12 protein-coding genes and 2 pseudogenes are annotated in these 15,096 nt (G+C 55.6%); 2 read left to right on the top strand and 12 right to left on the bottom strand.

Annotation, left to right across the window (positions count from 1 at the left end):
* Positions 1-294: 294 nt before the first annotated feature.
* A complete protein-coding gene (locus tag PACILC2_RS15320) occupies positions 295-1,005 on the bottom strand; it encodes a YebC/PmpR family DNA-binding transcriptional regulator (protein ID WP_213529351.1) in 711 nt (236 codons plus the stop codon).
* 167 nt (positions 1,006-1,172) lie between these two features.
* Positions 1,173-1,514, bottom strand: a complete 342-nt coding sequence (locus PACILC2_RS15315; RefSeq protein ID WP_213529350.1) for a hypothetical protein — start codon at positions 1,512-1,514, stop codon at positions 1,173-1,175.
* A gap of 213 nt (positions 1,515-1,727) precedes the next feature.
* Between PACILC2_RS15315 and PACILC2_RS15310 the strand changes: the two genes are divergently transcribed.
* Positions 1,728-2,099 carry a hypothetical protein gene (locus PACILC2_RS15310; protein ID WP_062493014.1) on the top strand — a complete coding sequence of 124 codons (372 nt, stop codon included), beginning with the start codon at positions 1,728-1,730 and terminating at the stop codon, positions 2,097-2,099.
* A 100-nt stretch (positions 2,100-2,199) separates the two neighbouring features.
* Here PACILC2_RS15310 and PACILC2_RS15305 read toward each other — a convergent pair whose 3' ends face one another.
* The 5 genes and pseudogenes from PACILC2_RS15305 to PACILC2_RS15275 form a co-directional block, all read right to left on the bottom strand.
* Positions 2,200-3,024, bottom strand: a complete 825-nt coding sequence (locus PACILC2_RS15305) for a carbohydrate ABC transporter permease (RefSeq protein ID WP_213529349.1) — start codon at positions 3,022-3,024, stop codon at positions 2,200-2,202.
* 18 nt (positions 3,025-3,042) lie between these two features.
* Positions 3,043-3,894, bottom strand: a complete 852-nt coding sequence (locus tag PACILC2_RS15300; RefSeq protein WP_213529348.1) for a carbohydrate ABC transporter permease — start codon at positions 3,892-3,894, stop codon at positions 3,043-3,045.
* 338 nt (positions 3,895-4,232) lie between these two features.
* Positions 4,233-5,158 (bottom strand): annotated as a pseudogene (locus tag PACILC2_RS27010) (extracellular solute-binding protein); the annotation flags it as partial.
* A 38-nt stretch (positions 5,159-5,196) separates the two neighbouring features.
* A pseudogene (locus PACILC2_RS27005) lies at positions 5,197-6,923 on the bottom strand (glycoside hydrolase family 13 protein).
* Entirely contained in the window at positions 6,920-7,915 is a 996-nt protein-coding gene (locus PACILC2_RS15275; protein ID WP_213529344.1) for a LacI family DNA-binding transcriptional regulator, read from the bottom strand. Before PACILC2_RS15275 ends, PACILC2_RS27005 begins: the two are co-directional and overlap by 4 nt.
* A 169-nt stretch (positions 7,916-8,084) precedes the next feature.
* Between PACILC2_RS15275 and cdaS the strand changes: the two genes are divergently transcribed.
* Entirely contained in the window at positions 8,085-8,759 is a 675-nt protein-coding gene (gene cdaS / locus PACILC2_RS15270) for a sporulation-specific diadenylate cyclase CdaS (protein ID WP_062493008.1), read from the top strand.
* 62 nt (positions 8,760-8,821) lie between these two features.
* Here cdaS and PACILC2_RS15265 read toward each other — a convergent pair whose 3' ends face one another.
* From PACILC2_RS15265 to PACILC2_RS15245, 5 genes are all read right to left on the bottom strand, one after another.
* Complete coding sequence (locus PACILC2_RS15265) at positions 8,822-9,328, bottom strand: RDD family protein (RefSeq protein ID WP_213529343.1); 507 nt, start codon at positions 9,326-9,328, stop codon at positions 8,822-8,824.
* Between the two features lie 169 nt (positions 9,329-9,497).
* Positions 9,498-10,538 carry a family 20 glycosylhydrolase gene (locus tag PACILC2_RS15260; RefSeq protein ID WP_213529342.1) on the bottom strand — a complete coding sequence of 347 codons (1,041 nt, stop codon included), beginning with the start codon at positions 10,536-10,538 and terminating at the stop codon, positions 9,498-9,500.
* A 51-nt stretch (positions 10,539-10,589) separates the two neighbouring features.
* Positions 10,590-11,543, bottom strand: a complete 954-nt coding sequence (locus PACILC2_RS15255) for a carbohydrate ABC transporter permease (RefSeq protein WP_062493005.1) — start codon at positions 11,541-11,543, stop codon at positions 10,590-10,592.
* Between the two features lie 18 nt (positions 11,544-11,561).
* A complete protein-coding gene (locus PACILC2_RS15250) occupies positions 11,562-12,449 on the bottom strand; it encodes a carbohydrate ABC transporter permease (protein WP_307860603.1) in 888 nt (295 codons plus the stop codon).
* The gene (locus PACILC2_RS15245) at positions 12,446-15,076 is read right to left on the bottom strand and encodes a DUF5696 domain-containing protein (RefSeq protein WP_213529341.1); all 2,631 of its coding nucleotides are present in this window, start codon (positions 15,074-15,076) and stop codon (positions 12,446-12,448) included. Before PACILC2_RS15245 ends, PACILC2_RS15250 begins: the two co-directional genes overlap by 4 nt.
* Between the last annotated feature and the right edge of the window lie 20 nt (positions 15,077-15,096).

Genomic DNA, 15,096 nt, shown 5'->3' with positions numbered 1-15,096 from the left:
TTTTGCAGGATTTCGCCCCTTAGTCATCTATTCAGGCCAAAGTTCCTGTATTTTGCAGCATTTCGCAAAAGGAATCTGCCGGGAGACGAAGATGTTAAAGGGGGGCGGACCGGCGGACCGGAGACGGTTAGACGGAAAACGGGGCGCACCGGCGGACGGGCGACGATTTGACGGAAGGCGCGGGCGATGAAACAGGCGAATCAAAAAGACTGCCGATGACGGCAGTCCATAGCTTGCGGCCGGATTGCGGACGGCTTACCCGTCCGCTGCGATACCCGGCGTTCGTATTGACGATTATTCGACATTGTGATAGACGCGCTGAACGTCATCCAGCTCTTCCAACGCATCGATCAATTTGTCGAATTGCGCTTGCGCGTCTGCCGGAAGCGTGATGTAATTTTGCGGAAGCATAGTCAATTCCGCCACGCTGAATTCCGTTATACCGACGTTGCGGAGCGCTTCCTGCACCGCGTGAAACTGCTCCGGTTCGGCGTATACGATGACGGAATCGTCTTCTTCCACAACGTCGCGCACGTCGACATCCGCCTCCAGCAAAATTTCAATCACTTCATCTGCGGATTTGCCTGTTATGCCGAACACCGCTGTCGCGTCGAACATATACGATACCGAGCCGTTCACGCCCATATTGCCTCCGTTTTTATTAAAGGCGGCACGCACCGACGCAGCCGTACGATTCACATTATTGGTCAGCGCATCCACGATCACCATCGAGCCGTTCGGACCGAAGCCTTCATAGCGCAGCTCCTCGTAGTTTTCGTCGGCAGCGCCTTTCGCTTTTTCGATCGCCCGGTCAATGATTGCTTTCGGGACATTGTAGGTTTTGGCCCGCTCGAGTACGAATTTCAATGCCTGATTGGATTCCGGATCCGGTTCGCCTTTCTTGGCGGCCACATAAATTTCGATGCCGAACTTGGCGTAAATCCGGCTCGTATTTGCATCTTTGGATGCTTTCTTCTCTTTAATGTTGTTCCACTTGCGTCCCATTCTGAATCCTGCCTTCTACTTTTTTACTACTAGAATAACCGATTTTGGCCGTCAATGCACGCAGTTTGTCCGTGAAAGCCCGTTAACAACGGCCGACTCTTACCGGCTTGCAGTGCCTTAAAAAAGCCGCATGAGCGACTTCGTCATGCGGTTGTTCGGTGCCGCCCTTATCGTTCGTTAAGCCATTCCAGCTCATTGATGAAGGGGTTCATTCTTTGTCCCGTTAAGCGGTCGGCTTGCGGATTGGGCAGAATTCTCTTCTGAACGGCAAGATGTCGGCGCGGTCTGTTCCCGGATATTCGGTTTTGGTGAATGGTCCGTTTTTTCACGCCGTTGTCGTTCGTTAGCTTAGGCTGATTCCGCTGCAGCTTATCGATTTGACGGGTATCGGTCGCTTTAGTCGTACGGCGTTTGCCGGCATTGCCTGCACGGATTGGCCTGCTGGCGGATTTTTTAAACTTTGCCAATGACGAGGCGGTGTAATAAGGTGAAGATGAAAAAAGTTTCACGAGCAGCTCCCCTCCCGTTTTATGAATTGTACATTTTATGGGTAAGCTCTTTTCGTGAGCACGGCAAACAGCCGTAGTGCGCCAATTTCATGCTATCCGACAGAGCCGGCAGGGCCTCCGATATGAATAAGTTCGATGCAACCGTGGAACGATACGTTTTGGTCCGGATGCTTTCGCATCAGCAATATACATTAACGTGATAGGAGAATCGAGATGCACAACTTGACCCATCAAATTCAACAATGCGAGCAGTTGATCCATCAATTGATGAATCAGACTCAACAAGCGACTCAAATGTATCAGCAAATGCTGCAGCAAGAGCAGCAAAACGCGCAAACGCTGGAAGGGCTGGTCCGCCGCGAGCAGCAGGCGGCGCAAATGATCCAAACCGCGCTTCACGGCCATCAACTGGCCATGCAGCAGATGCAGCAGGTTTCCCAGCTGTGCAAGCAGCTCGAGCAGACCGCCCAAAGCATGCAGAGCTCCAACCCGCAGCAGCAATTCCCGCAACTGCAGCCGTATCAGCAGCAACCGTACCGGCAGCAGCCGATCAATACCGGCTCTTCTTTCCGCAACCTTCAATAAAACGGTATAAACAAGTAAACAAGGGCCTTCCCGCCATGACGATGGCGACTGGGAAGGCCCCTTCGAGCAAGATCGAACGGGATGCAACAGAGCGGATAATCTACCCTTTTACCGCCCCAGCCGTTATCCCGGCAATAAAATAGCGCTGCAGAAACACAAACAGCAAAATAACCGGCAGCAAGGCGATCAGCGAGCCCGCAAATACGATGCCCCACTGCGTCGTATACTGGCCTTGGAAATTGGCCAAAGCAATCGGCAGCGTCCGTTTCAACGGATCGTTGATAATCGTGAGCGCCCATGGGAACTCTTCCCATATGGTCAGCGCGTTAAAAATCGTAACCGGCACGAATGCCGGCTTGGACAACGGCAGAATGACCGACAGAAACAAGCGAAACGATCCTCCGCAATCGATCGAAACGGACTCGTCGATCTCCTTCGTAATCGTGTCGAAAAAGCCTTTGAGCAAAAAAGTGGTAAACGGAATCGCGCTTGCCGTGTATACCGTAATCAAGCCCCAGTAGGAATCGAACAATCCCAGGCTCCGAATGAGCATAAATTGCGGAATGACCAGCGTTAAACCCGGAATGACGAGCGCCCCCATCAGCATGGCGAAGGTCAGTGATTTGCCGGCAAACCGAAACCGCGAGTAGGCAAAAGCCAGCATCGACGACAGCACGAAGATAAGCAGAAAACTCGCCGCCGTAACCATGACGCTGTTGCCCATATAAATCGAGAAATTTTGGCTTGTCCACGCCTCCGCGAAGTTTGCCCCTGTCAGCTGCGATGGCAGCAGCTTCGGAGGGTACTCGAACAGCAATGTCGAAGGCTGCAACGCGGTCGTCAGCATAAACAGCAGCGGATAAACCGAGATGACCGCCCCCGCCGTCAAGACCACCATCTTGATAATGCGATACACCATTTTCATCCCGATCTTTCCCCTCCCCTAATTGGACCTGTTCCATTTGAATTGAATTGCCGTGAGAAGGGCGATCAAGAGAGCGAAGACGTACGACAGCGCGGACGCGTAACCGAGATCGTATTCGGTGAACGCTTTCTGGTACATCCATGTCAGCATCACCTCGGTCTGGTGCAGCGGGCCGCCTTTCGTAATGAGAAAAACCGATGTAAATACGTTGAAAGCCCCGATGATCAGCATAATTTGAATAAAGAAATTCGTACTGCGAATGGACGGCAGCGTAATATGCCAGATGCGCTGAAGCGGGCCGCATCCGTCCAAATCGGCGGACTCGTACAAATCTTTCGGCACGCCTTGCAGAGCGGCCAAATAGATGACCATCGCCCAGCCAACCCCCTTCCAGATGCCAAGCATGCTCAAGACGATCATCGCCTTCCACGGATCGCTTAGCCAGCCGATCCGTTCGTCCGCCAGATGAAACACATCCACGATCAAATAGTTCAGCAGCCCTTGATCGGTTACGATAAACGTAAAAATAAGCGAGGCGACGACCCAGGACGTAATAACAGGCAAAAAGTAGAGCGTGCGGAACAGCTTCGACCACAGATCGGCGCGATTCAGCGCATATGCGGCGGCGAAGCCCAAAATCATTTGCCCCGGAACGGAGATGACGCCGTAAATCAAAATATTTCGCACGGATATCCAGAACACCGGGTCCTGAAACACTCTTCGGTAATTGTCCAAACCGACAAACGAAGCTTCGTTCAAATTGGACAGTTTAAAATCGAAAAAGCTGTAAACCCAATTATGCAGCAGCGGATAGACGAGAAAGACGCAAAAAAGATAAAACCGGGAGCCAGAAACAGATAGCCGTCCCATTTGTTATGTCGCAACTTTGGACACTCCTTCGTCAAGGCAGCCGGACACCTGATACCAGGCGGTTCAGGTGTCCGGCATTCGGTTCGTTATTTGGCTAGAAGCGCGTCAATGCTTTTGGCGGCCGCATCCAATTCGGCCTGGATGTCCCGATCCGTCATAAAGATGGACGACATCGTGTCGCTCAAAATGCGGTCGATTTGCGGCCATTCGGGAATCGGAGGACGGGCTTTGGCCGTTTTCAACTGCTCCAGGAACGGTGCGAAGTAGTCGATTTTTCGGATCTCCTCGTCTTCGATAGCCTGCATGTTTACCGGAATTTGGCCCGCTTTGGCCATTTCCTTCTGCGCGAATTCGCTCGTCATAAACTTGACGAACTCCCAGGACTCCTGCTTATGCTGTTGACTGAAAATACCGATATCTTCCCCGCCAAGCACTTGAACGGAGCCGGTTTCCCCGCCGGGGAACGGCGCGACAGCCGTCTGAAAATCGGGGAATTGGGACTGGAATTGCGCGAAAGCCCACGGGCCTTCGGCCATCATCGCATAGGTGCCGTTCGCATGTCCTTCGGTAACCGGCACATTCCCTTGTTCAAATCCGCGAGCTCGCCTTGCTTGTATGCTTCGCGCAGCCGTTTCAATATATTTGCCGTTTCGGGAGCGTTCAGGTAACCTGTTGCCGAATCGTATTGCGGCGACAGCACGTCGGCGCCGTTGCTCCAGAGCCACGGCAATATATTCCAGCCTTGAAGCGCCGGCTCGCCGTATCCCCATCCGTCCGGATTGGCCGCTTTCAGCTTGCCGAGCGCGCTGAAAAATTGGTCCGTCGTCGCCGGCGCTTCGGTCAGACCGGCTTTGGCGAACAAGTCCTTGTTCCAGAACAGCACTTTCGTATTCGTATTGAGCGGCAAGGCGTAATAGTGATCGCCGACCTTTGCCGTCGAAACGGGGCCTTCGAGGAATTGCCCGACGACCTCGTCGAAATCCGCAAATTGTTCGTCCAGCGGAACGAGCAATCCGGCATCCTGAAACTCCGGCACCCATATAATATCGAGCCGGGCGACGTCGGGAAGCTCTCCGGCGCTGCCTCCGATTTGAATCTTCTTGTGCAGCTGATCCCACGGAAAGGCGACCGCTCCCGCCTCTCCGTTTTCGTTTCCGCCGGATGCGGTCCCGTTTCCTTCTCCGGAACCGCCGTTTCCGCAGCCAGCCAGAACAGCGATCAACAGTATCGCGATTATGGAAGAGGACAACCGTCCCCGCTTCATTTTCATATTCATTCGATCTTCTCCTTATCGCTTACGGTTTAGAAAAATGCGTACCGCATCGCCAGCAGCAGCCCCTCGGGACGGGAGACGGCCGGGAACTGCACGGCATGCAGCTCGTCCGTATCGCAGCCGAGTTGACGGCAAATCTCATCCAGACGCCGGTCCTGCTGCGAAAAGTTCAGCAGAAGGACGGCCTGCTCGGCTCCATACATCCGTTTCACCGCGTACACGTCCAGTTCGGGAATGTGCCGCAGCTCCACATGGCCATGCTGAAGCGCCGCCTCCGTCGTTTTGAGCCGGTTCCATTGACGCAGCAACGTCCACAGCGGATGGTTCTTATAATCGGCGGTCCACGTCATGCACGCTCTGCAACCCGGATCGTTATCCCCCTGGAAGCCGAGCTCGTCGCCATAATAAATGACGGGATTGCCCGGCAGCGTATACTGAAGCGCGACAAGCAAATGCAAAAGCTCGATCCGGTTGCCGCAGCGGGTCAAAATCCGCTCCGTATCGTGGCTGCCGAGCAAATTGAACATTTGCGAAAGCTCCGCTTCCGAATATCGGTTGACATACCGGACCAGCCTGGCATGAAATTGCTCCGCCGTGATGGAACGGTCGACGATAAAGTCGATCAGGATGGAACGCAGATCGTAGTTCATGACGCTGTCCGTGCCGCCGGACATCATCAGTCTCTTGGCATCGTGCCAAATTTCTGCGATAATAAAGGCGTCTTTATTTATTTGCTTCACATGGGAGTTCAGTTCGCGCAAAAAACTGAGCTCCACCTCATCGGCGACGTCGATTCTCCAGCCGTCAATGCCCGTTTCTTTCTGCCAAAAAGAAACGATGTCAAAGACGTACTGCTTCACCTGGGGATTCGACGTCTTCCATTTGGGCATCCATCGATAATACCAGACGGAATCGTACTTCGTATCGCTCAACGTAACCGGATATTCGCGGATGTAGAACCAGTCGCGGTACACGGAGCGCTCTCCATTCTTTACGACATCCTGAAAGAACGGATGATCGTAGCCGCAATGATTGATCACCAGATCGAGCACGACTCTGATGCCGAGCTCCCGGCATCGTTCCGTCAACCGTTTCATATCTTCCAATGTGCCGAATTGCGGGTCGATCTTGAAATAGTCCAGCGTGTCGTATTTATGATTCGATTTCGCCGCAAAACGGGATTCAAATAGAGGGCGTTAACGCCAAGTTCCTTCAAATAATCGAGCTTGTCGATAATTCCCTGTATATCTCCCCCCATCATATTGTCTCTGGTAGGCGGCGTCCCCCATGGCAGCGTGCCTTCCGGGTCGTTCGCCGGATCGCCGTTGCGGAACCGCTCCGGGAAAATTTGATACCATACCCTGTCGCGTATCCAGCTCGGTGAATGTACGGCGTCCCGGTCGCTGCCGTAAGGAAACTCGAACGCCCCTTTGCCCGGCATTTCATCGGCTTCGTGCAAGCCGTCTTCGTTCAGCCATAGCGTCCCCCCGTTCATCGAAAACTTGAATGTATACTGAAGGTATCGAACACTAGGTTCCATACACGTCCAGTTGATCCGGTAATAGGCATAGCGTTCGGATTCCGCCCAGCGGCTTACCTTCAACCGCTCGGTGCGGTAAGGCTCCCGCCTCGCTTTGTTCCAGGCGATAAATTGCACGTCCCGCGCATGGGCCGGCAGCTTCAACCGAATATCCAGCGATTTCGGTTCCGTCAGCGTGACGTCGATCGCAGGATCGTGATAATAGCTTGTTATCATTTCATCTGTCCTTTATTCAAAATCTGATGTTCTCGCCAAAAATGCGGGAATCTGGATAAAGTGCGGAACGTCTTCTTTTTGATTGATGATGGAAAGCAGAAGATGCGCCGCCTGTTCGCCCATTTTTCCAGGTCGATCGACACGTAATGCACCGTTCGTTTGAAATATTGGAACATCGGGTTTTCGTCGAATGTCCCGAGCTCGGCATCCGGCAGCGGCAGACCGTCAGCGGTCTCCTTCAACAATTCGAACAGCTGCTCGTGCGTGCAGCAGATGACGGCTTCCGTGCCGCGGGCTTGCAGCTCGCCGACGCTCGTGGCGACGAATGCGGGCAGGCCGAGCTTTTCCATCGTGCGGGTATATCCGTCAATCCGATCCGCGATAAATTTGTCCCGCGCAATAGCCTCCTGATCCGTATAAAGATGAATGCGCCGGTAACCGTTCTCGTACAGGCGCTCGGTCAGCAATTGCGCCGCCTGCCGGTTGTCGACATCCACCCACCGAACGTCGGAATGGCCGAATTCCCGTTCTCCCAGTACGACGAACGGCATCCGATGCTCCTTCAGCAGCCTGTAATTGGCTTCGTTGTACAAGGAGCTCGGGAGAATGACGCCGTCGACGCGCCGTTCCTTGACGACCCGCTCGAACATGGATGTGCCGTCTTCTCTCTCATGCCGGCTCATCATCAGGAACAGATAGTCGTTATCGTATATGACATTCTCGATTCCTTGGAGCATCTTGTAGAAAAAATGGTTGGCGAACGCCCGCTTGTCCTTGTAATCGTGACAAAATCCGACCGTAAACGTTTTGTTGACCGCCAGTCCCCTGGCAATCGTATTGGGCGTATAGTTGTATTCTTTGATAATCCGTTCGACTTTTTCCTTCGTTTTTTGCGAAATCGTAGCGCTTCCATTTAACACGCGTGAAACGGTCGCTTTGTTGACTCCCGCGAGCTCGGCGATTTTTTGAATCGTTATTTTGTTTTCGTTCACGTCCGAAAATCCTTTCCGCATTAATGCAACCGGTTGCATAAAACATTATACGAAATTGCGGCCGAATTGGCAATAAGTTTGTCTAAATTTGTCGTTCAAAAGTCCCGATAACGCTTTTCGAATATCCGATTCCTTGACAGGCAATGCTAAAGCTGGAAGGGAGGCTGTTATGGATACCGATAAAAATTGCGATTTTTCACCGTTAAAGCAGGAGCTTCAAGCGCAACTGACTTCCATCGCCCATCGTCTGGACCGGGTTATGGCCGATCTGGACGAAAACGACACTTGCCTGCTGAACGAACTGGACGAGATTTCCAAAAGCTTCATGCTATCCAGCGCTTTGGCTTCTTCCTACTATCTGAAATGCTTCCTGTCTCCGTTCACCGACAAGTACGATGAAATTTCGCAATCGATCATGCGAATCCGGCTTAAACGTCTGGGCGCCCTCATCGTCATCGAGCGGGACGTTCCGGTCGCGGATTTGATCAGCCCGGGCATCCCCTTGTCTGCGGAAATTACGAGCTCGCTCCTGGAGTCGATCTTCGTCGCCGGCAGCCCGCTGCATGACGGAGCGGTGCTGATCAAGGGCGATAAAATCGTTTCCGCGGCCAACATTTTGCCGCTCACCAAGAAACGGTTCAGCGGGCGGAAGCTCGGCACCCGCCACCGGGCGGCGATCGGCCTGTCCGAAAGATCGGATGCGCTCGTCCTGGTCGTATCGGAGGAGACCGGAACGACTTCCTTCAGCCTGGACGGGCGGCTGTACCCTTTCTCCATTCCTGCGCCTTCCGAGGGCAGCGAATTTAACGAAACGGCCGCCGGTTCCGCCGCTGCGAAGCGATAAACCGGCGTTTTGAGGGCACGCCGGTCCCAACTTTCGCTTATGCCGAACAGGAATGCTGAGCATTATCGCGCTACGACTTCCGTGCCGGCGATGTAATCGTGAAGCGCGCGCTTCCCCCTGCCGGCCAACAGAATGGCAATATAGATGATCATCATCGCATTCGGAATGATAATGAGCCATTCCCTTCCCGTATCGACCGCTCCCTGCCACCACGGTTCCGGATAGAGCAGGATCACATGGGTCGCCTCCCAAGGCAGCAGCTTGACGAACGTTCGGGTCAGCGCCTGGCGGAAGCGAAGGCCGCTCCCGCCGACCGCGGTTACCCGAAGCCCGAGCAGCCGTTTGCCGGCCGTCTGCCGCCAGCGCATTTCGCATCCGGTAAAACAGATCCATACCGGCAACGAGATCGTGGCCCAAACCCATAACATGATTTGATAGCCGTACTTGAGATGAGCGAACGGAAACCCGCCCGTCACCGCGTACAGAAGCGCCTGAAAGCCGATCAATACGGCTGCGGCCATGACGACATCGAGCCAGTAGGCGAACAATCTTGCAACCGATAATCGCATCGCGCGAGCTTCACATCCTCTGCCGGATATTTTCATTGATTATCGTATTTTCCACATCTTACTTCATGCCCCGCGATCCGTAAACCGGCTTCCGAACGAACCGTCCTCGATTCCGAAACATAAAACAGGACGGAAACCGTCCTATCTGCGGCTTCCGTCCTGTATTTTCTCAAGGGCGCATGTCTGTCGCGCTTTCCGCCAACTCGTCCAGCGCTTTCATCACCGTGCGCAGCGTCGCGGCGATGCCGCGGATGTCGCCGGGGTCTTCGCCCAGATCGCCGTCGCCGAACAGGGCCGCGACGAGATTCTCGCCGGTCGCGTTCCAGCCGGTGACCAGCATCCCCGGCATCCGGTCCAGCGCGTTCCGCTCCTTCGCCTGCCCGACCGCCTGCTCCAGCAGATCGAGCGCCGCTTCCGGCGTCTTCCAGCAGCACGGCCACACGGTAAATCCTTTATCCAGAAAATAACCGATCGACGGATAAGCGTCGAGCTTGTCGTAATGCCAGTCGCACAGAATGACGTCCTTCGGAATACGGTCGACCGCCGGCCAAATGCCGTATACGTCGCCGTCCCACTGCGAATAGCCCATCCCTTTCGCATCGATGAGCCGGTCCGCCCACATCAGCATCTGCACGTTCCGCTTCTTCACCAGATGATCGTAATACGCGTTCGCCGCGTCCGCGAACAGCTCCGCCTTGTTTTTCCCGCGGCAGCGCGGGCACTGGTCGTCCGCGATCGCGAACACTTCGTCCATGCCGACGTGCAAGGCGTCCGCCTCGAACGCGTCCAAGAGCTCGTCCATCAGATCGAAGACGAGCGGATTGATATCCGGATGCGACGGACACCAGCTCGGGCAATAGAAGTCCGGCCATTTCGCATCGGTCGGCACATGCGGCGTCTCGTCGAACTCGGGATGCGCCCTTAGCAGCGAATTGCGGGAGCCGCCCCAGCCTTGATGGCCCAAACATTCGAACAGCGGGATAAGCCGGATGCCGTTTTCCTTGCACAATGCGGACAACTCCCGCGCGTCCTGCTTCGTCAGCGTCCCTCCCGACACCTCCGGATGCGATTCGAACACGAACGATGTATTGCATTCCAGAACGAACGCGTTGACGCCGAGCGGCACCAATTCATCCCGGATGACCCGCTTCAAATTGCCGACATCCTCATGCGATCCGAACCGCATATGAAATCCGCGCAACTGCTTCATTGCCGTCATTCCTCCCGACTGTCATTGGTTTCTTCCTAACCGTGCCTGCCGTTATCCGACCAGACCGGTCCGCTCCACGCTCTCCACGAAATATCGCTGTACGAACAGATACAGAATGATGAGCGGAGCCATGGACAACAGAACGCCGGTATTCATCAGAATCGAGAAATAGACCGGATCGGGCTCTCCGCCGATCGCTACGCCCATCCCCATCAGCCCTGTCGACAACACCTTCACCTTGCTCAGAAACAGCGATACATAATAGCTGTCGTTCCATTGCCAGACGAAGGAAAACAGCAGCACCGTCACGATGGCGGGAACCGCGTTCGGCAGCATGATGCGGTAGAAGGTCCGGATCACTCCGGCCCCGTCGACCAGCGCCGCCTCTTCGATCTCCTTCGGAATGCCCCGGAAAAACTGGCGGAAAATATAAATGTACAGTCCGTTCTTCAAGCCCATCGCCGTACCGGAGGAAATGAGGAACGGCCAGAACGTGTCGATCAGGTTCACGCTGTCCTTGCCGGTGAACAGTCCGATCAAGCCGAATAAGTCGAAATACCGGTACGTCAGGTACAGCGGAATCATAATCGTCTGCGGCGGAACGACGATCGTAAAGACGACGAGTCCGAACAGCAGACCGCTTCCTCTGAATTTCAGCCTGGCGAAAGCGTAGGCGGCCAGAGCGCAGGATACGAGCTGAATGAGCGTCGTACTGGCCGATATCGCAAACGTATTGAGCGTGGCCGGAACATATTGCATCGCTTCGATCGCCTTCTCGACGTTTTCCAGCGTAAAATTCCGGGGAATCCACAGCACCGTCGGATCGTAAATATCGACTCTGCTGCGGAACGCGACCGACAGACGAAGAAACAGCGGAAACAGGATAATGAAACAAAATCCGGAAATCAGCAAGGCGCGCAGAACGATCCAGATCCATCGTTTCGCCCGTTCCGCAGGATTGTACCTGATGATAAACTGCTCTGCGTATGCGGCTGGCCGTTTCATTCCCCTTTCGCCCCCTCTTCAGTCGTAATAAAACACTTTTCTGGATATGAACCAAGCGGACGTCGCGAGAATGAACGCCACAACCGCAAAATAAACCCAGGCCATCGCCGCGCTCAGACCGAAATCGAACAGCTTGAACGCGGTGGACGAAATTAATTCGTTAATGCTGTTATGGGTGAACGAATCGATGATCGAATAGACCGTGTTCGTCAGAATGAGCGGCGACAGCATCGGAAATGTCACCTTCCAGAACGTTTCATAGCCGGTGGCGCCTTCGATTTTGGAAGCTTCGTAGAGCGAAGGCGAGATCGATTGAAGGCCGGCCAGAAAGATCAGAATTTGCACACCGGACAAGCTGATAATTTCGTAGATGCGGTCGACGGCGCCGGTCACATAGTTGACGAAGACGGGCGAAATGCCCGATTCCAGCAGCATCTTCTTCAGCTCGAAGCTCTGCAGCGCATTGCTCTCATCGCTGCCGCTGCCGCTCGTCAGCGCGCCGACGAAGCTGCTGACATCGATGTTGGCGATCGCGCTGGAAGCGAGGATGACCGGCAGGAAGAAGATCGCCCGCGCGAGCGCCCGGCCCCGGAATTTCTGGTTCAGCAGCACCGCCGCGAACAGGCTGAAGAAAATAATAATCGGCACGTTGACGACCATGTTGACGACCGCTTCCGCAAGCGCCCGCGGAAAGTCCGCGTTCGAGGTGAACAGCTCCGTATAATGGCCGAAGCCCTGATAGACGACATCGAAGCCGCCTTCCACCAGCTCGATCGAGCTCAGGCTGAAGCGGAACGACTGGATAAGCGGCAGGATGAACAGCATGATCAGTCCCGTCATGAGCGGGATGCAGAATATGACGCCCCAGAGCGCCTTCGTCTGTTCAAGCGTTAACCTTTTTTTCAAGATGGCTCACCGTCCAGCCGGTAGCTGCGGGCGTCGATCTTCATGCCGTTCACCTGCACAGCCGTATTGTTGTAATTGACGATAATGGACACGCCGTTTTCGAAGACGGTCTGCGTGACATTGTCGGCCAGCTTGCGGTGGTCGGTAATGACCAGATGCCGCACCCGCTTCAACGCCTCGCTTGCTTCCTTATAAAGCTCGGCCGCCTCTCCGATCCAGTCTCCGTAGTGCAGCGCGTACAAATCGTTGTACGGCGTTTCCTTGACGGCCGACGACGGACTGAACATCCACTGATAATAAATGTTCGAGCCGGTCTCCAGCGCCTGCAGCGCCGCATAATGCGGATCCTGGCGTTCGCTCATATTGAACGGCGTCCCCGCCAGCTCGAAATAGCCGTGCAGCGCAATCTGGTAGAACGGAACGGTTTCGTCGGTCAGATTGTGGCCGCTGCTTCCGTCCGGAGCGTTCACGATCATGCCGGCGTACGGCAAACTGTACGCATTGCCGCCGCTGACCATCAGCTTCCCCGTCCGCTCCCGCAGCATAGCGGCCGTTTGCTGCGCAATCTGCAGCGCATCCTGCCGGCTGACCGGATGATCCGTATCGAAGTCCGAGTTGACTTCGCTTCCGAGATCGCGCAGCGACAACCCTCCGATGCCGTAATCGTCGTACGCCGCGGCGAAACGCTCGGCCAGCCCGAACAGCGCGGAGGGAGACAGGATGTAATGCGAGAAGGCCGACTTGTCCTGCACGCCGCTCACCGGATCGTACTTGTATATTTTCGCCGTCTTCCGGTTCAGGAACGACGCCGGACGGCCCGGCTTCTCGTACGCCTGCTGCAGCGCCACATCCGGATACAGCTCCACCTGATTGGACTCGGCATAGTTCACCAGTTCCCGCAAGCCGCTTTTTCCGCCGAGCGCGCCGATCGGACGGACCCGGGACGGCAGATCGTGGCGTATCCCGCCGTTGAACCAGCCGACATACCTTAATGCGATACGGCCGACGCCTTGCGCTTTCAATTCCTGAAGCAGCTGCCGCGCCTCGCCATATCCGGTCAGCGATTCGGTCGATTTGTACGGAATACCGAGGAACGATTTTTCCTTCGGAAACGCGCCAACCAGCTCGAGCATGAACGGAGCGTCTCCCGGCTCCAGCCTGGTCAGCCCGTAGCGCTCCGCCAGCCGCTCCCGGTAGCGGACGGCCATTCCCGCGTAATCCGCTTCGTCTCCGCTCAGGAAGGCGTACCGGATCAGGATGTCGCCCTGATACGGCTGCCGCTCGAACATCGGCACCGAGCTCGATTTCGTTCCGGACGTCAAGGTGTAATGGTCCATGGCCACAATTTTGAACTGCGCGCCGACGGTGTTGTAGGAATCGTTCCGCCCCCCGATATCGGCCATGACGGCAGCCAGCGCGTCGCCGTCCTCGATCATGCCCACGAAGGCGTGATCGTTCTGCTTCATGCCGAACACGGGCAGCCGGACCAGCTCGCTCTGCTGCGGCGCTTCCTTCACATCGAAGGTGCCGTCGTCGCCGTAGACCGCCCGTCTGAACGCTTCGGCGTTCAATCGTCCGTTATTGAGACGGATGAGCGCGCCCGTTCCGTCCGGTACGAACAGATAGCCGGTTTTCGAGCTGCCGGCTGCGCCGAAGTGCTTCAGCAGCTGCAAATGGGCGATCGGATACGTCTCGGCATAACGCAGCTCCGCAAGCGGCACCTTCACGACAAGATGCTCGCCGTCCAGCTCGTATTCAAGCGGTACGGTAAACGACGGTTTCTCGGCCGCGGCCGCGCTGCCGTCTCCTTCCCCTTGATCCATGGCCGCGTCCTCCGCCGTATAGCCGATCGACGCAAGCGTCGCGGACAGTTCCTCCAGTACATAATCCTGCAGCTTCCGCAGCTCGTAAACTTGCGCCTCTTCATTAAACCGGAATTTGAAGGCGACATCCTCCCGGACGTCGGCGTCCTCGATACGGTTCAAGATCGCCTCTTCCATCCGCTCCTTGCTGATGCGCTGCGGCACGTTGCTCGTCGCCGCGGCTGCGCTTCCAAGCTCGTATACCACTTTGAGGCCGGCCCCCGTTTGTTCGAGCGTAAATTGCCCTTTCTGCACGCTTTCCGCATAGCTGTTCATGGTGTTGATTTGGCCTTTCTCGTTATAATAGGATACGATCACCTGCGAAGCGCTCTCCGCCTTGTAGAGCGGAGACGCGATCGGATCCTCGTCGCGGTCGGCGGGATTGGAAAACCAGACATAGCCGTCCCGCTTGTCTTTCACGGCGATTTCCGCCGTGTTCCGGTTGGCGTACAGCACGAGCGTTTCGTTCTCGGCCATCCGTTCCATCGCGCGGAGCGCTTCGAGCTCCTTGGCCGTATTGGCAGTATGGGTCGTATTAGCCGTCGTAGTGGCCGGCAACGCCGGAGCGGCCGGACGTTCCGGCCTCCGATCGGATGCTTCGGCTGCCGAATTCGCCGGCGCCGCGGACGCTTCCGTTTCGCCCGGACGGGCGGCCGTATGCGTTTCCGGCTGTGAAGCCGTATTCCCGGCCGCCATCGCGGCGAACGATCCGGCGACGATGCAGACGCACAGCAGGCCGATCGCTGTTTTGATCCATCCGGTCAAATCAATCCCTCCCTCCTGTC

It is taken from the genome of Paenibacillus cisolokensis (assembly GCF_018403665.1).
GTDB classification, from domain to species: Bacteria; Bacillota; Bacilli; order Paenibacillales; family Paenibacillaceae; genus Paenibacillus_AH; species Paenibacillus_AH cisolokensis.
The sequence above is the reverse complement of the archived record's forward strand: the minus strand, read 5'-3'. Positions and strand labels throughout refer to the sequence as shown.